Origin of the sequence: Mycobacterium sp. 050272, assembly GCF_039023525.1 — a bacterium.
Classification (GTDB): Bacteria; Actinomycetota; Actinomycetes; order Mycobacteriales; family Mycobacteriaceae; genus Mycobacterium.
Window position 1 is genome coordinate 95,788 of the sequence record NZ_JBCHKV010000016.1, and the last position, 15,352, is coordinate 111,139.

At 68.0% G+C, this 15,352-nt stretch carries 17 protein-coding genes; 10 read left to right on the forward strand and 7 right to left on the reverse strand.

Annotated elements, in window-relative coordinates:
• Positions 1-40 precede the first annotated feature (40 nt).
• Positions 41-1,144, forward strand: a complete 1,104-nt coding sequence (gene gcvT / locus AAHS21_RS24825; RefSeq protein ID WP_342930191.1) for a glycine cleavage system aminomethyltransferase GcvT — start codon at positions 41-43, stop codon at positions 1,142-1,144.
• Between the two features lie 55 nt (positions 1,145-1,199).
• Positions 1,200-2,306 carry a branched-chain amino acid aminotransferase gene (locus tag AAHS21_RS24830; protein ID WP_342930192.1) on the forward strand — a complete coding sequence of 369 codons (1,107 nt, stop codon included), beginning with the start codon at positions 1,200-1,202 and terminating at the stop codon, positions 2,304-2,306.
• Here AAHS21_RS24830 and AAHS21_RS24835 read toward each other — a convergent pair.
• Genes AAHS21_RS24835 through AAHS21_RS24850 form a run of 4 tightly spaced genes read right to left on the reverse strand, consistent with a single transcriptional unit; the run spans position 2,303 to position 5,306 of the window.
• Positions 2,303-3,052: an adenosylcobinamide-GDP ribazoletransferase gene (locus tag AAHS21_RS24835; RefSeq protein ID WP_342930193.1), complete on the reverse strand. Its 750-nt coding sequence runs from the start codon at positions 3,050-3,052 to the stop codon at positions 2,303-2,305. The two genes, AAHS21_RS24830 and AAHS21_RS24835, sit on opposite strands and share 4 nt — an antisense overlap.
• Positions 3,049-4,113 (reverse strand): nicotinate-nucleotide--dimethylbenzimidazole phosphoribosyltransferase, encoded by a 1,065-nt coding sequence (gene cobT / locus AAHS21_RS24840; RefSeq protein ID WP_342930194.1) that lies wholly within the window; start codon positions 4,111-4,113, stop codon positions 3,049-3,051. The genes AAHS21_RS24835 and cobT overlap by 4 nt, the downstream gene beginning before the upstream one ends.
• Positions 4,110-4,646: a bifunctional adenosylcobinamide kinase/adenosylcobinamide-phosphate guanylyltransferase gene (locus tag AAHS21_RS24845; RefSeq protein ID WP_342930195.1), complete on the reverse strand. Its 537-nt coding sequence runs from the start codon at positions 4,644-4,646 to the stop codon at positions 4,110-4,112. Before AAHS21_RS24845 ends, cobT begins: the two co-directional genes overlap by 4 nt.
• Positions 4,647-4,673: 27 nt before the next feature.
• Positions 4,674-5,306 (reverse strand): DUF3043 domain-containing protein, encoded by a 633-nt coding sequence (locus tag AAHS21_RS24850; RefSeq protein ID WP_342930255.1) that lies wholly within the window; start codon positions 5,304-5,306, stop codon positions 4,674-4,676.
• Positions 5,307-5,552: 246 nt separating this feature from the next.
• On the opposite strand from AAHS21_RS24850, the gene AAHS21_RS24855 reads away from it, so the two are divergent.
• Entirely contained in the window at positions 5,553-6,629 is a 1,077-nt protein-coding gene (locus tag AAHS21_RS24855) for a glycerate kinase (RefSeq protein ID WP_342930196.1), read from the forward strand.
• A 70-nt stretch (positions 6,630-6,699) separates the two neighbouring features.
• Positions 6,700-7,068: an iron-sulfur cluster assembly accessory protein gene (locus AAHS21_RS24860; RefSeq protein WP_342930197.1), complete on the forward strand. Its 369-nt coding sequence runs from the start codon at positions 6,700-6,702 to the stop codon at positions 7,066-7,068.
• A 22-nt stretch (positions 7,069-7,090) separates the two neighbouring features.
• Here AAHS21_RS24860 and AAHS21_RS24865 read toward each other — a convergent pair whose 3' ends face one another.
• Complete coding sequence (locus AAHS21_RS24865; RefSeq protein WP_342930198.1) at positions 7,091-7,762, reverse strand: hypothetical protein; 672 nt, start codon at positions 7,760-7,762, stop codon at positions 7,091-7,093.
• 194 nt (positions 7,763-7,956) lie between these two features.
• Here AAHS21_RS24865 and AAHS21_RS24870 point away from each other — a divergent pair, with 194 nt between their 5' ends.
• Entirely contained in the window at positions 7,957-8,931 is a 975-nt protein-coding gene (locus tag AAHS21_RS24870; protein WP_342930199.1) for a carbohydrate kinase family protein, read from the forward strand.
• 118 nt (positions 8,932-9,049) lie between these two features.
• On the opposite strand, the gene asnB is transcribed toward AAHS21_RS24870, so the two are convergent.
• Positions 9,050-11,014 carry an asparagine synthase (glutamine-hydrolyzing) gene (asnB, locus tag AAHS21_RS24875; protein ID WP_342930200.1) on the reverse strand — a complete coding sequence of 655 codons (1,965 nt, stop codon included), beginning with the start codon at positions 11,012-11,014 and terminating at the stop codon, positions 9,050-9,052.
• Between the two features lie 153 nt (positions 11,015-11,167).
• On the opposite strand from asnB, the gene AAHS21_RS24880 reads away from it, so the two are divergent.
• The 4 genes from AAHS21_RS24880 to AAHS21_RS24895 all read left to right on the forward strand — a co-directional run bounded on the left by AAHS21_RS24880 (position 11,168) and on the right by AAHS21_RS24895 (position 14,431).
• Entirely contained in the window at positions 11,168-12,223 is a 1,056-nt protein-coding gene (locus AAHS21_RS24880) for a cytochrome c oxidase subunit II (RefSeq protein WP_342930201.1), read from the forward strand.
• An 8-nt stretch (positions 12,224-12,231) separates the two neighbouring features.
• Positions 12,232-12,651 carry a cytochrome c oxidase subunit 4 gene (locus AAHS21_RS24885; RefSeq protein WP_096288656.1) on the forward strand — a complete coding sequence of 140 codons (420 nt, stop codon included), beginning with the start codon at positions 12,232-12,234 and terminating at the stop codon, positions 12,649-12,651.
• Positions 12,652-12,833: 182 nt separating this feature from the next.
• Positions 12,834-13,799 carry an MmpS family transport accessory protein gene (locus tag AAHS21_RS24890; RefSeq protein ID WP_342930202.1) on the forward strand — a complete coding sequence of 322 codons (966 nt, stop codon included), beginning with the start codon at positions 12,834-12,836 and terminating at the stop codon, positions 13,797-13,799.
• Complete coding sequence (locus AAHS21_RS24895) at positions 13,799-14,431, forward strand: DUF2561 family protein (protein WP_342930203.1); 633 nt, start codon at positions 13,799-13,801, stop codon at positions 14,429-14,431. Before AAHS21_RS24890 ends, AAHS21_RS24895 begins: the two co-directional genes overlap by 1 nt.
• 11 nt (positions 14,432-14,442) lie before the next feature.
• Here AAHS21_RS24895 and AAHS21_RS24900 read toward each other — a convergent pair whose 3' ends face one another.
• On the reverse strand, positions 14,443-14,676 hold the full coding sequence (locus AAHS21_RS24900) for a hypothetical protein (RefSeq protein WP_342930204.1): 234 nt from the start codon (positions 14,674-14,676) through the stop codon (positions 14,443-14,445).
• Between the two features lie 216 nt (positions 14,677-14,892).
• Between AAHS21_RS24900 and AAHS21_RS24905 the strand changes: the two genes are divergently transcribed.
• On the forward strand, positions 14,893-15,333 hold the full coding sequence (locus AAHS21_RS24905; protein WP_342930205.1) for a DUF5994 family protein: 441 nt from the start codon (positions 14,893-14,895) through the stop codon (positions 15,331-15,333).
• Positions 15,334-15,352: the final 19 nt, after the last annotated feature.

Below are 15,352 nucleotides of genomic sequence, written 5' to 3' on the forward strand. Positions count from 1 at the left end.
AGCAGTCTGCCAGGTACTCCCACGATTAGGGTGGATCGTCGTGAGCGATGCGACGCAGGCACTCAAGGGACCGCTGGAAGATCGTCATCGTGAGTTGGGCGCCAGTTTTGCCGAATTCGGCGGCTGGCTGATGCCGGTGTCGTACGCGGGCACCGTCAGCGAGCACAACGCGACGCGAAATGCCGTCGGCCTGTTCGACGTCAGCCATCTGGGCAAGGCGCTGGTTCGCGGTGCGGGTGCCGCCCAGTTCGTCAACTCCGCGCTGACCAACGACCTGGGCCGCATCGAACCGGGCAAGGCGCAATACACGTTGTGCTGCACCGAATCTGGTGGCGTCATCGACGACCTGATCGCGTACTACGTCGACGACGACGAGATATTTCTGGTGCCCAATGCCGCCAATACGGCCGCGGTGGTCGAGGCGCTGCAGACGGCCGCACCGGCGGGTCTGACGATCACCAACGAGCATCGCTCCTACGCGGTGCTGGCGGTGCAGGGCCCGCGCTCCTCCGACGTGCTCGCCGAGCTGGGACTGCCGACCGATATGGACTACATGGCCTACGCCGACGCCTCCTTCTCGGGCGTGCCGGTGCGGGTCTGCCGCACCGGCTACACCGGCGAACACGGCTACGAACTGCTGCCGCCCTGGGACGCCGCGGGTGTGGTGTTCGACGCGCTGGTGACGGCGGTGTCGAACGCGGGCGGCGAACCGGCCGGTCTGGGCGCCCGCGACACCCTGCGCACCGAGATGGGTTATCCGTTGCACGGCCACGAGTTGTCGCTGGACATCTCGCCGCTGCAGGCCCGCTGCGGCTGGGCGATCGGCTGGAAGAAGGACGCGTTCTTCGGCCGCGATGCGCTGCTGGCCGAGAAGTCGGCGGGGCCGGCGCGGCTGCTGCGGGGTCTGAAGATGCTGGGCCGGGGGGTGTTGCGACCCGGGCTGACGGTGCTGGCCGGGGAAAACCCGGTCGGGCTCACCACATCCGGGACGTTTTCTCCGACGCTGCAGGCCGGCATCGCGCTGGCGTTGATCGACACCGACGCCGGGGTCGAAGACGGTCAGCAGGTCACCGTCGACGTGCGCGGTCGTGCGGCGCAGTGCGAAGTGGTGCGCCCACCGTTCGTCGAGCTGAAAACGCGCTAGCCACCGCGGCTTCATACGGGAAAAACCTATTGGTACGCGCATATACAATCGGCGCATGACGAGCGGCCTTCTCGAGTTCACCGTTCAACACGCGTCCAATCCCGCTAGTGGCGCAGAACGTGACTCCATCCTGGCCGACCCCGGATTCGGCAAGTTCTTCACCGACCACATGGTTTCGGTCGATTACGACGAGGGCCAGGGCTGGCACAACGCGCGGGTGATCCCGTACGGCCCAATCCAGCTGGACCCGTCCGCGATCGTGCTGCACTACGCGCAGGAAGTGTTCGAGGGACTCAAGGCATATCGCTGGGCCGACGGCTCGGTCGTGTCATTTCGCCCGGACGCCAACGCCGCCCGGATGCGCGCGTCGGCGCGGCGCATCGCGATTCCCGAGCTGCCCGACGAGCTTTTCCTCGAATCCCTGCGCCAGCTCATCGCTGTCGACAACGCCTGGGTGCCCAAGGCGGGCGGCGAAGAGGCGCTGTATCTGCGGCCGTTCGTCTTCGCGACCGAGCCGGGGCTGGGTGTGCGACCGGCCAAGCACTACCGCTACCTGCTGATCGGTTCGCCCGCCGGCGCGTACTTCAAAAACGGCATCAACCCCGTCGACGTCTGGGTGTCAACGGATTACGTGCGGGCCTGCCCCGGCGGTACCGGTGCGGCCAAGTTCGGCGGCAACTACGCCGCGTCGCTGGTGGCTCAGGCCGAAGCCGCGGAACACGGTTGCGACCAAGTGGTTTGGCTCGATGCGGTCGAGCGTCGCTTCGTCGAAGAGATGGGCGGTATGAACCTGTTCTTCGTGCTGGGCAGCGGCGGCACCTCGCGGCTGGTCACCCCGGAGCTGTCCGGTTCGCTGCTGCCGGGGATCACACGGGATTCGTTGCTGCAGTTGGCACTTGACGCTGGCTTCACGGTCGAAGAGCGCAAAATCGATATCGACGAGTGGCAGAAGAAGGCCGCCGCGGGGGAGATCACCGAGGTATTCGCCTGCGGCACCGCGGCGGTCATCACGCCGGTCGGCCGGGTGAAGTACGCCGACAGCGAGTTCAGCATCGGTGACGGCCAGCCGGGCGAGGTGACGATGGCGCTGCGCAACACGCTGACCCGCATTCAGCGGGGGACCTTCGTCGACACGCACGGCTGGATGACACGGCTGGGCTAGAACCGGACCAGTGCCGCGAGCGCCACGGCGCTGACCGTGGTGGTGAGTTCGATTGCGGCGCCCAGCACGTCGCCGCTGATGCCGCCGAAGCGGCGCACGCAGTGCGCGACCAGCACCGCGGCGCAGCACAACGCGAACACCACCGCGGCCGGGCCCTGCCACGGTCGCGGACCGGCCACCAGCGAAGCCGCCAGCAGCACCACGATCCAGCCGGCGACGACCGGCAGTGGCTGAGTGCCGACGACGTCGACGCCGAGGTCGCTACCGTCGGCCGCCGCCACTGAGCGGCGGCAGGCCAGCACGGCGCTGACCCGGCCGGCGGCAACCGCCACGACGATCGCGGCAAGCCCGTGCCGCCAGGTCGCGCCGAGTGCCGAAAATGCCAAGCCCTGCAACAGGATCACCAGCACGACTGCCGCGACGCCGAAGGGTCCGGCCGATCCCTCGCGCATCACCGCCAGGGCGCGTGCCGGCGGCCCGTAGCAGCCCAGCCCGTCGGCGGTATCGGCGACGCCGTCGATGTGCAGTCCGCGGGTCGCGAGCAGAAGTGCCGCCACCGCAAGCAATCCCGGCAGCGGGCTGGACGCACCGAAGGCCAGCGAGCCGCCCCAGACGATGCCCGCGGCCAGTGCGCCCAGGGCCGCACCGACCACCGGCAGCGCGGTCATGGCGCCGCGGCCCATCGCGCCTCCTCGCCCGGGTAGTACCGTTGCGAACGCGAAAGCCGTTGCCAGCGAACGAATCACGGAGACGGTGCAGCATCGTCGGGCCGGCTGGAAACTCCGGCTTCGGAGAACGTGGCCATCGACGACAGCGTGGCCACCGCGGCACGCAGCACCGGCAGGGCCAGCGTCGCGCCGCTGCCCTCGCCCAGGCGCATGCGCAGGTCCAGGATCGGGTCCAGGCCCAGCGCGGTCAGCGCCAGCGCATGACCCGGCTCGGTGGATCGGTGGCCGGCCTGCCACCACTGCCGGGCGCCCGGTGCCAGGCGTTCGGCGACCAGCGCGGCGGCCGTCACCGCCATGCCGTCGAGCAGCAGCGGGGTGCGCCGCACGGCCGCTTGTGCGCAGAAGCCGGCCATCGCGGCCAGGTCCGCACCGCCGCAGCAGCGCAGCAAGGCAACCGGGTCGGGCAGCACCGGCCGGGTCCGGTACAGCGCGTCGCGGACCGCGGCCGTCTTGCGGGCCCAGCCGGCGTCGTCGATGCCGGAGCCGAAGCCGACCACCGCAACCGGCTCGGCGTTGGTCAGCGCCGCCACCAGAACGGCTGCCGCGGTGGTGTTTCCGATGCCCATGTCACCGGCGATGAGCAGGTCGGCGCCGGCGTCGACCTCTTCGTCGGCGATGCGCTGGCCCGCTGCGATCGCGCTGGCGGTCTCCTCGTCGCTCAGCGCGTCCTGCACGGCGATGTCGCCGCTGCAGCGCCGCACCTTGTGTGCGCCGATCTGCTCCGAGAGCGGCTCGGCGTCCACCGCCACATCGGCCACCCGCACCGTCGCGTCCGCGATCGCGGCCAGCGTGTTGATCGCGGCGCCACCGGCATCGATGTTGGCGACCATCTGTGCGGTCACCTCCGGCGGGTAAGCCGACACCCCGGATTGAGCGACCCCGTGATCGCCGGCGAAGACCACCACCCGAGCGCGCGCGAATTGCGTTGGCGGGCAATGCCCTTGGCACGACGCGATCCACACGGACAGGTCCTCGAGACGGCCCAGCGCACCGCGCGGCTTGGTCAGGGCGTCCTGCCGGGCACGGGCGGCCGCGGCCGCGGCCGCGTCGGGGGCGCAGATCGGGGCGAATTCCATCATGTCCCTGACGGTTTGATCGACAACGGTTGACCGGCCACCACCAGCACCACCTGATCGCACAGTGCCGCGGCGCGCTGGTTGAGTGAGCCCAGTTCGTCGGCGAAGCGGCGGCCGGAGGCGGTGGCGGGCACCACGGTCAACCCGACCTCGGGACTGACCAGCACCAGCGCGGATTCGAACGCAGCGACAGCGTCCAGCATCTCGTCGATCGCGCCGTCGACCGAGCCGTGCTCCCAGGCTTGGTGGCGATCCAGGGTCCCGGTCAGCCAGCTGCCGAGGTCGTCGACCAGGGCCGGGATGGCCGGGGACTGCCGCAATTCGGTGGTGATGTCCTGGGTTTCGACCGTCGACCAGTGCGCGGGCCGCCGCCCGCGGTGCCTCGCGATCCGATCAACCCAGTCCGGATCGGTGTCGTCGGTTTGTCCGGCGGCCAGGTAGCGGACCGGTTGCCCGGGCGGCACCGACGCGGCGATGGCTTGCTCGGCCCACTCGGATTTGCCCGACCTGATCCCGCCGAGCACCAGGGTGCGCACTGGGGTCAGGAGGCTTTCCGGCAACGGCTAGTCGACACGGCTGCCGCGCTTGACCTGAGGCCGCGGCGCCCGCATGCGGCGCATCTGGGAAGCCCGGCCCGCGGCGTAAATGCCGAGTTTCCAACGGCTTTCGGTGTTGCTCGGGAACTTCGCGTCGACCAGCCTGCTGACTTTGCGGCCCAGGATCAGGCCCTCGATGGCCATGATCGCGGTGATCACCAGCATCGCGGGGGAGATGTAAAGCTGCAGCTGCGGAGCACCGAACATGATGAACAGCAGACCCAGCGTCGCCGGCATGAACAGGCCGAGCACGTTGCGCCGGGCATCCACCACGTCGCGCACATAGCGGCGGATCGGACCCTGGTCGCGTGGCAGCAGATAGGCCTCTTCGCCGGCCATCATGCGTTCCCGCCGGTCGGTCATCCGGGCCCGGCCGGCGGTGCGCTCGGCCTTGCGCTCCTCGCGGCTGAGTTTCGGGCCGGCCAGCGATTTGCGGCGAGCTCGCGCTTCGGCGGCGGTCTTGGGCGCCGGGGCGACGGGGCCCTTCTTCGCGCTGCGCCGGGCAGCTTCGCGCTTGGGGGTCGGCCGGCCCTTGGGGCCGGTGGTGCGTGATGCGCGCGATGCCGCCTCCAGGGCGGCATCGGAGGCAACCGGTGTCACGAGATCGTCTTCGCCGACCTCTTCATGGGTTTTCTTACGGCCCAACAACTTCACAACCGCCAGGTTACTTCGCGACCCGCCCGGTTCGGTGAATGGGCTCGTCAGGCATCGCGATAGCTCTGCGGCCGTACGTTAGTTGGACCTACCCTTAACAGTGATGAATGGCTACGGGTGATGGACAACGGCTCGATGGCCTCGGACGATGTTGCCACTGGTCTTTCTCCGGGTCGTTTGCAATTGCCGGCTATGCGGGTGTTGGTGGCCCCGGATTGCTACGGCGACAGTCTTTCGGCGCTCGAAGCTGCCGCCGCTATCGCGACCGGTTGGACGCGGTCCCGCCCGGGCGACCAGTTCATCGTTGCCCCACAGTCCGACGGCGGTCCCGGTTTCATCGAGGTGCTGGCCAGCCGGCTAGGGGAGAAGCGGCGCGTCGAGGTCGCCGGGCCCTTGGATACGACGGTCGAAGCCGAGTGGGTCTGGGATCCGGAGACGGCGAGCGCCTACCTGGAAATTGCGCAGGCCTGCGGTCTGGCACTACTTGGCCGTCCGGCCGACCCCGAGACGGCGCTGGCGGCACACAGCAGGGGAGTCGGGCAGCTGATCGCCGAGGCGCTGCGCGCCGGGGCCAGGCGCATCGTGGTGGGACTGGGCGGCAGCGCGTGCAGCGACGGGGGGCAGGGCATGATCGCCGAGCTGGGCGGCCTGGAGGTGGCCCGGCACCAACTGGCCGGTGTCGAGCTGATCGCCGCCTCGGACACGGAATACCCGCTGGTGGGGCCGTGGGGCGCGGCCCGGGTGTTCGGGCCGCAGAAGGGCGCCGACACGGCAACCGTCGCGGCGCTGGAAGTCCGCCTCGAGGCGTGGGCGCTGCAGTTGGAAGCGGCGGCCGGACGCGACGTGAGCTCTGAGCCCGGCGCCGCCGCCGCCGGGGGTATCGGCGCGGGTTTGCTCGCGCTCGGGGGCCGCTGCGAGTCCGGGGCGGCGATCATCGCCGAGCACACCTACCTGGACGACGCCCTTCAGATCGCCGAGCTGATCATCACCGGGGAGGGCAAGTTCGACGAGCAGTCGCTGCACGGGAAGGTCGTAGGCTCGATCGCGGCGGCGGCCGGCCCCTTGGGAATTCCGGTGATCGTGCTGGCCGGGCAGGTCGGCCTGGATAAAACGTCCGTGCGCTCGGCGGGCATCATGTCCGCGCTGTCCATGTCCGATTACGCCGGCTCGGTGGGATTGGCGCTGGCCGACGCCGCAAACCAGCTGATGGGATTAGCGTCACAGGTGGCGGCGCGACTCGGGAATAGCGGCCCCGCGAGGTACCGTTGAGGCATTGGGTTCTCACCGAGTGGTTCGGGTGCCCGGGCACCTACCCAACGACAGGCATGTAGGAGAAGTAATGACGGTGCAAAACGAGTCGACCGCTGGGTCCGTTACTCAGACCCATGGCGTCATCCTGACCGAGGCCGCCGCCACCAAGGCGAAGTCCCTGCTGGACCAAGAGGGACGCGACGACCTGGCGCTGCGTATCGCAGTTCAGCCGGGCGGCTGCGCTGGCCTGCGCTACAACCTGTTCTTCGACGACCGTTCGCTGGACGGCGACCTGACCGCCGACTTCGGTGGCGTGACGCTGACGGTCGACCGGATGAGCGCTCCGTATGTGGAAGGCGCCTCGATCGACTTCGTGGACACCATCGAGAAGCAGGGCTTCACCATCGACAACCCGAACGCCACGGGTTCTTGCGCCTGCGGGGATTCCTTCAACTGAGCGCGGCGTCCACAACGCCGGCCTAGTACGAACCGCCGGTACGCAGCACGTACGAGCACACCAGGATGTCGCCGCGCTGGAACAGCAGCTGTGCGACCCCCTGAACCTGGCCGCGCAGCGGGCCGCCGGTGGCAGGCGATACCTGCATCGTGAACAGCGCCTGTGCCTGGTACTGCGACAGGTACACGATCTTGTCGATCGAGGTCAGTCGGACCTGCGAGAACTGCTTGCGAAACGCGTCGCTGCTCAGCTTGGCCAGGGCCTGGTCGGACCGGCGGTCGCGGACGCCGTCGTAGAGGCCGCACAGCGCGTTGCGGGCGACCTCGTCGGTGTTGCGGTTCTCCAGCGCGTCCAGGTAGCCCTGGATCGCCGTCTTGGCAGAGGCTTCGGAGAAGGCGGCACCGGTGTTGGCCCCGTTGGTTCGGACGCCATACACGATCGCCGCCGTCATGGCCGCGACCAGTGCGACGGCCGCCAGCACCCCGATGACCAGCCGTCGCGTTGAGCGCCGCTTCGGGTAGCCCGGCGGCGGCGGTGTTGGGCCGGGGTAGCCGCCCGGTGCACGCTCGTTGCCCGGCCTGGGTGCGTAGGCGGTTTCGCCCACCGGAGGGTCGTGCGGGAAGTCGACGGGCTCGGTGTAGGGCACCGGTCCGTCGCCGCCGACAGCATGGTTCGGCGAATGCGGACCGCCCATTGTGGTTCTCCTACGTTGGTAGACACCGACCACGAGCGGGTACCGCCCGAGTATTCGGTCCCGGCGACTTCAGTGAGTTCCCTAGGGAGGCTAGCGCACCCCCGTGCGCCGGACGTGGACGCTGGCGCTGTCTGGTTGGCCGTCGAAACGCGTAGGTAGGCTGGACGCGCTTACCAATGAAGGGTGGATATTTCGTGACGATCGCGGTAACCGGTTCGATTGCGACCGACAACCTGATGCGTTTTCCCGGCCGGTTCTCCGAGCATCTGCTGGCCGAGCATCTGCAGAAGGTTTCGCTCAGCTTCCTGGTCGACGACCTGGTGATTCACCGTGGTGGTGTGGCGGGCAACATCGCCTTCGCCATCGGCGTGCTCGGCGGTGACGTCGCGCTGGTCGGTGCGGCCGGCGAGGACTTCGGCGAATACCGCGAATGGCTGGAACGCCACGGGGTCAACTGCGAGAACGTGCTGATCTCCAAGACCGCGCACACCGCCCGGTTCACCTGCACCACCGACGAGGACATGGCCCAGATCGCGTCGTTCTACCCGGGCGCGATGTCGGAGGCCCGCCACATCAAGCTCTCCGACGTCGTGTCGGCGGTCGGCAAGCCGGATCTGGTCATCATCGGGGCCAACGACCCCGACGCGATGGTGGTGCACACCGAGGAATGCCGCAAGCTCGGCCTGGACTTCGCCGCCGACCCGTCCCAGCAGTTGCCTCGCCTGTCCGGCGAGGAGATCAACAAGCTGATCGACGGGGCGGCCTACCTGTTCACCAACGACTACGAGTGGGAGCTGCTGCTCAACAAGACCGGCTGGTCGGAAAGCGATGTGCTGGAAAAGGTCGGCCTGCGGGTGACCACGCTGGGGGCCAAGGGCGTGGACATCGTCGACCGCGACGGCACCACCACCCACGTCGGCGTGGTGCCGGAGAAGAGCCAGACCGACCCCACCGGCGTCGGCGACGCCTTCCGGGCCGGCTTCCTCACCGGGCGCAGCGCCGGTCTGAGCATCGAGCGTTCGGCTCAGCTGGGTTCGCTGGTCGCCGTGCTGGTGCTGGAAACGACCGGCACCCAGAACTGGAAATGGGACGACGCGGAAGCCAAGACGCGGCTGGCGGATGCCTACGGCGACAAGGCGGCCGCCGAGATCGCCGCCGTGCTGGCTTAGTGCTACCGGCCGTCGAGGGTGAACCCGCGGCGCCGGGTGTGCGCGCAGGGCGCCGACACGCCGGAACTCAGCGCCGTGGCGTCACACGCCAAGCCCAGGTTTCACACTCGACGATCCGCTACAGCTGAACCGGGTACACCGGCTCGCTGATCTGGGGCACCACGGTGCCCTCGACGAAGATCGCGTGCCACAGCATGAAGATCAGCACCGTCCACAGGCGGCGGCTGTGATCAGCGACGCCGCTGCGGTGTTCGTCGAGCATCCGGCGCACGGCGGCAATGTCGACCAGATGCCCGGCCTGCGACGCGTCCACCGTCGCGTAGGCCCACTCCAGCAGTTCGCCGGCACGCAGCCAATGCCGGATGGGCACCGGAAACCCGAGCTTGGGCCGGTGCAGCACGTGCGCGGGGACGATGGGCTCCAGCGCGCGCCGCAGCGCGTACTTGGTGGTCGTTCGGGTGATCTTCGCCTCGACGGGTAGCCGCGACGCGACGGCGAACACCTCCGGGTCCAGGAACGGCACCCGCAGTTCCAGCGAGTTGGCCATCGTCATCTTGTCGGCCTTGACCAGAATGTCGCCGCGCAGCCAGGTGAACAGGTCGAGATGCTGCATGCGAGCCACCGGGTCCCAGCCCGCCGATTCGGCGTACACCGAGGCCGTCACGTCGGTATGCGTCCACTCGTGGCGGAACCCGGTCAACACGTCGCGCAGTTGCGCATCCGAGAAGCTGCGGGCGTTGCCGTAGTAGCGCTCCTCGAGCGTCAGCGAACCGCGATGCAGCAGGCTCTTGCCGCGCATACCGTCGGGCAGCGGCTTGCTCATCTTGCCCACCGATCGCCGCAGCGGCCGGGGAAGATAGTCAAAAGGCTTCAGCGACAACGGTTCTCGATATATCGTGTAGCCGCCGAACAGCTCGTCGGCGCCCTCGCCGGAGAGCACCACCTTGACGTGCTTGCGGGCCTCACGCGCGACGAAGAACAGCGGCACCAGCGCCGGGTCGGCAACCGGTTCGTCGAGGTACCAGACGATCTCGGGTAGGGCGGCGACGAACTCGCCGGCGCTGACCACCTTGGCGATGTGGCGGGCGCCGATGGCCTCGGCCGAGGCCACCGCGACGTCGATCTCGGAGAAGCCCTCGCGCTCGAATCCGGTGGTGAACGTGATCAGCCGCGGGTTGTGCCGGATGGCCAGTGCCGCGATCGCGGTGGAATCGATGCCGCCGGACAGGAACGCCCCGACGGTCACGTCGGCGCGCATGTGTTTGGCCACCGAGTCCTCGAGTACCGCGGTGATCTCGTCGTAGCGGGCTTGCTCGGTGTCGCGGGTCAACGGCACCGCGGCGAACCTCGGCGCGAAGTAGCGGGTGACCTGCGGCGGCGATCCGGGCCGGATGCGCGCGTAGCAACCCGATTCGAGCCGGCGCACCCCGCGGTGCAGCGTCTCGGGCTCCGGCACGTACTGCAGGACGGTGTAGTGCTGGACCGCGCGCTCGTCGATCGCGGTGTCGAACCCGACCAGCTCGACGAGATCCAGCAGGCATTTTTTCTCGCTGGCCACCGCCGTGCCGCCGGTGCCGGTCGCCATGAACAGCGGTTTGATGCCGAAAGGGTCGCGGGCGCAGAACAATTCGCGGTTGACGGTGTCCCACAGCGCGAAGGCGAACATGCCGCGCAGCCGGGTCAGCACGCCGGTGCCCCAATGGTGGTAGCCGGCGACGATGGCCTCGCCGTCACCGTCGGTGGCGAAGGTGGCGCCGCACTGGGCGGCCAATTCGTCGCGCAGTTCGAGGTAGTTGTAGATCTCGCCGTTGAACACCAGTACGTAGCGGTCGGGCGCCTCGGGCGGTCCCCAGCGCAATGGCTGATGCGAATGCGCGATGTCGATAAACGAGAGGCGATTGAAGCCGAAAACCACCGACCCGTCATCGCCGGGATCAAACAAGCCACCGGGCTCGTCCGGCCCGCGGTGCCGCATCAGCCGAAGCGCGCGGGTAATCGCGTCATCGGTTCCGGTAGCGCCGGCGCCGCCTGCCCGGTCGGCCGGGCCGGCCGGGTCCGCGACGAATGCCAGCAGTCCACACACGGCCACCAATATGCCGTACTTCGACGACGCTTGTGGGCGCCGCACCGGGCCGGTCGCGACGACGCGGCGCCCGACCGGCCGGGGTTTAGTCGCCGGGCGCAGCGGCGTGGTCTACGCTGCGTAGTATTCGACGTTCGAGCAGGAGGCGCCAACGTGACACCCGGCGGGCAGTTCCGTTCGCAGCGTTTGTCGCATCGCATATTTCGACCGCTGGCGCTGGCCGGAACGCTGGGAGTGCTGGCGGTCACCCTGAGTGGTTGCAGCTGGCAGACGGTGTTTGCCATGGGCTGGCCCGAGGGCATCACCCCGCAGGCCCACCTCAACCGAGAGCTGTGGATCGGCGCGGTAATCGCTTCGCTGGTTGTCGGGGTCATCGTGTGGGGCCTGATCTTCTGGTCGTCGGCGTTTCACCGGAAGAAGGCCACCGACACCGAGCTGCCGCGGCAGTTCGGCTACAACATGCCGCTGGAGCTGGTGCTCACGGTGACGCCGTTCCTGATCATCTCGGTGCTCTTCTACTTCACCGTCGTGGTGCAGGAGAAGATGCTGCACCTGGACAAGAACCCCGAGGTTGTGATCGACGTCACGGCCTTCCAGTGGAACTGGAAGTTCGGCTACCAGAGCATCAACTTCAAGGACGGCACGCTGAACTACGACGGCGCCGACGAGGCCCGCAAGAAGGCGATGGTCTCCAAGCCCGAGGGCAAGGACGAGCACGGCGAAGAGCGCGTCGGCCCGGTGCGCGGGATCAACACCGAAGACCGGTCCTACCTGAACTTCGACAAGATCGAGACGCTGGGAACGCCCACCGAGATTCCGGTATTGGTGCTGCCGGCCGGCAAGCGCATCGAATTCGTACTGAATTCAGCCGACGTCATCCACGCTTTCTGGGTGCCGGAATTCCTGTTCAAGCGCGACGTGATGGCCTACCCCAAGCAGAACAACTCGATCAACGTGTTCCAGGTCGAAGAGATCCAAAAGACCGGGGCATTCGTCGGCCACTGCGCGGAGATGTGCGGCACCTATCACTCGATGATGAACTTCGAGGTCCGCGTCGTTGAGCCCAATGACTTCAAGGCTTATTTGCAGCAACGCAGCGAAGGAAAGACGAACGCTCAAGCGTTGCAGGCGATCGCCCAGTCTCCGGTCGCGGTGACCACTCATCCGTTCGACACTCGCCGCGGCGAACAGACGCAACCAGTCGGTTAGGACACCCAATGCATATCGAAGCGAGGCTGTTCGAATTCATCGCCGCGTTCTTCGTCTTTTGCGCGGTGCTCTACGGGGTGCTGACGGCGCTGTACGCCACCGGCGGCGAGGAGTGGGCGGGTACCACCGCGCTGGCGCTGACCGGCGGTTTGGCGTTGATCACGGCCACCTTCTTCCGGTTCGTGGCCCGTCGCCTCGACACCCGGCCCGAGGACTACGAGGGTGCTGAAATCAGCGACGGTGCAGGCGAATTGGGATTCTTCGCCCCACACAGCTGGTGGCCGCTGATGCTCGCATTGTCGGGCTCGGTCGCCGCGGTCGGTATCGCGCTGTGGCTGCCCTGGCTGATCGTCGCCGGCGTGGTGTTCATCCTTGCTTCGGCCGCCGGATTGGTCTTTGAGTACTACGTGGGCCCCGAGAAGCACTGATTTGCGTCTCAAAGGTAACAATCTGGGCATCAGTTGAGCTGTCGCCCGTTTGCCAAGACTTCTTTGCGCTGCCCGGTTCGGTAGGGTTTGCGCAGGCACATGAGAATCTCCCGAGCGCGTGCGACACGAGGTACCCCTGAAGCCGCGTGCGCAGGTGACGCAGTTGGACAGGGCAGGCAGACATGAGCGGGCCGAAACCCCCGGGATGGGAACCCGACGAATCCGATTCGGCCAGTGAGCTCACCCACGAACCGAATTCCGGCGGCGAGCCCGACGACGAATTAGACGAGCACGACGACGAATTGCACGGCCGTCACGAACTCGAGCCATTCGGCGACAGCGGCGCAATACCGGCCGCGGAGCAGACTGGCGAGACGGACGCATATTCGCGTGCCTACTCCGCACCGGAGTCCGAGCATTTCATCAGCGGCCCGTATCTGCCGGCCGATCTGAGGCTCTACGACTACGAGAATTACGACGACACGGCCGACGACGACGAAGACCACGGCGGCGCCCCACGCTGGCCGTGGGTGGTCGGTGTCGCCGCCATCGTGGCCGCGATCGCTCTGGTGGTGTCGGTGTCGCTGCTGTTCGCGCGCACCGATACCAGCCAACTGGCCAATCCGGGCACCACCACGTCGTCGACGCCTCCCGTGCAGGACGAAATCACCACGACCAAGCCGCCACCGCCACCGACCACCACCGAACCGCCGCCGCCACCGCCACCGACAGCTACGGAGACCCAGACAGTGACGGTGACCCCACCGCCCCCACCGCCTCCGCCGCCGCCCGCGCCGTCCACCGCACCCCCGCCGGCCACCACGTCGGCCACCGCGGCCCCGCCTCCGACGCCTCCGCCGACGACGACACCGGCCGGCCCGCGGCAGGTCACCTACTCGGTGACCGGGACCAAGGCGCCGGGCGACATCATCTCGGTGACCTACGTCGACGCCTCGGGCCGCTCACGCACCCAGCACAACGTCTACATCCCGTGGTCGATGACGGTCACACCGATCTCGCAGTCCGACGTCGGCTCCGTGCAGGCGTCCAGCCTCTTCCGGGTCAGCCGGCTTAATTGCTCGATCACCACCAGTGACGGGACGGTGCTGTCGTCGAACAATGCTGACCAACCCCAGACGAGCTGCTGATGGTCAGCAGATACTCCGCGTATCGTCGCGGGCCTGACACCGTTCCGCCGGATGTCATCGATCGCCTCCTGCTGGGTACGTGCGCCGCGATCTGGCTGCTGTTGCTGGGGGTCAGCGTGGCCGCTGCCGTCGCGCTGGCCGATCTCGGCGGCGGCCTGCACAGCGCGGCGCGGAATTCGCACAGCACGCCGTGGGTGCTGTACACCGTCATCATCGTGTCGGCGTTGATCATCGCCGGCGCCATCCCGGTGCTGTTGCGGGCCCGCCGGATGACCAAGGCGGAACCGCCGATCGTACGGTCGACGGCCCTGCAGGGGCGGCCGCCGACCCGGCCGTCCACCACGCGCCCCGTGGTCGAACGGGTGCGCCCGCAGCGCGCCCCGGCCGCCGGCGCGGACGGGGAGTGGTCCGGCGAGGCGGTGGACCGAATCTGGTTGCGCGGCACCGTCGTCTTGACCGCGACGATGGGCATCGCGCTGATTGCCGTCGCCGCGGCGACCTACTCGATGGCCGTCGGACACGATGGCCCGTCCTGGGTCGGCTATGGGCTGGCCGCCGCCGTCACCGCGGCGATGCCGGCGGTCGAATGGCTCTACGTTCGCCAGTTACGCCGCGAAGTCGCTGCAACCTAGTCGGTCGGTTGTCACGAGGCTTTGGTGTACCTGCGGACCAACTCGTCCTCGCGGAACGTGCTGGTGTGCTGCAGGCCCCCGTCGTCCCGGCAGAAAAACGTCCACTGTCGCGGGCCTGTGTGTGGTGAGCCGATCATTTTGACGGTGTAGCGCTGACCGGTGGGGCGAATCGTCCCGATGACGTCACCCACTCGAATCTGCGACGGATGAATCTCGGGTGCGTCATTCCAGTCTTGAATTGCCATCAGAGAGCCATCCCCACTTCTGGGCCGCGTCACACCGTCACATTCCGGAATTGCCGAGCTGTGGCGTAGCGTCAAGCGCGAGTTGGCCTCGTTGTCAGCGGTGGTACAACCGCATCGGCGCCCCGCTCCGCCGCCCCCGACTTTGGGGGCAGTGTCGACGGTGAAGGGATCGCCCGTGAAGTCTATGACACTGCGCAGCGCAAGGGGACATCGGCGATGAGCCGTCCCTTCGCCGGTCGAGGCGCAGCGAAACCCATCCGGTTGTCGCTGGCGCGGGAGCTCGGCCGCGCCATCGACGGCGCGTGGTGGCCGCGCGCCGACCGCATCAGCATTGAATTGCCCGGCCTGGTTGCCCTGCTGACTCCGATGCTGGGAGACATCACGACGATCAAAGTCAACTGGCAACCACTGCAACGACCACCCGACTTCAATTGGCCGGGCTGGGACCAGAAGCATCACCACGTCATGACCATCGAGGCCGGCGACCGGCGCGCCAACCTGCTGATCGTCCCGTATGCGACCTACAGCGCACTCGCGCTGATGGTATTACGCTGCGCCGCTGACCTGCCGGTTTGTGCCGCTGACCGGGAGAAGCCCGCCTTTGTGACCGCAGGGTCGATCCTGCGCGCCGCCCAACAGCAGCGCACCGCCGGCTGAAGCTAGCCACAGCCGGCGG

Coding starts and splice junctions, on each gene's coding strand:
- AAHS21_RS24855 (WP_342930196.1), top strand. CDS start 5,553: ATGCGGGTGTTGGTGGCCCCGGATTGCTACGGCGACAGTCTTTCGGCG.
- AAHS21_RS24890 (WP_342930202.1), top strand. CDS start 12,834: ATGAGCGGGCCGAAACCCCCGGGATGGGAACCCGACGAATCCGATTCG.
- AAHS21_RS24895 (WP_342930203.1), top strand. CDS start 13,799: ATGGTCAGCAGATACTCCGCGTATCGTCGCGGGCCTGACACCGTTCCG.
- AAHS21_RS24900 (WP_342930204.1), bottom strand. CDS start 14,676: ATGGCAATTCAAGACTGGAATGACGCACCCGAGATTCATCCGTCGCAG.
- AAHS21_RS24830 (WP_342930192.1), top strand. CDS start 1,200: ATGACGAGCGGCCTTCTCGAGTTCACCGTTCAACACGCGTCCAATCCC.
- AAHS21_RS24905 (WP_342930205.1), top strand. CDS start 14,893: ATGAGCCGTCCCTTCGCCGGTCGAGGCGCAGCGAAACCCATCCGGTTG.
- AAHS21_RS24865 (WP_342930198.1), bottom strand. CDS start 7,762: ATGGGCGGTCCGCATTCGCCGAACCATGCTGTCGGCGGCGACGGACCG.
- cobT (WP_342930194.1), bottom strand. CDS start 4,113: ATGATGGAATTCGCCCCGATCTGCGCCCCCGACGCGGCCGCGGCCGCG.
- AAHS21_RS24860 (WP_342930197.1), top strand. CDS start 6,700: ATGACGGTGCAAAACGAGTCGACCGCTGGGTCCGTTACTCAGACCCAT.
- AAHS21_RS24885 (WP_096288656.1), top strand. CDS start 12,232: ATGCATATCGAAGCGAGGCTGTTCGAATTCATCGCCGCGTTCTTCGTC.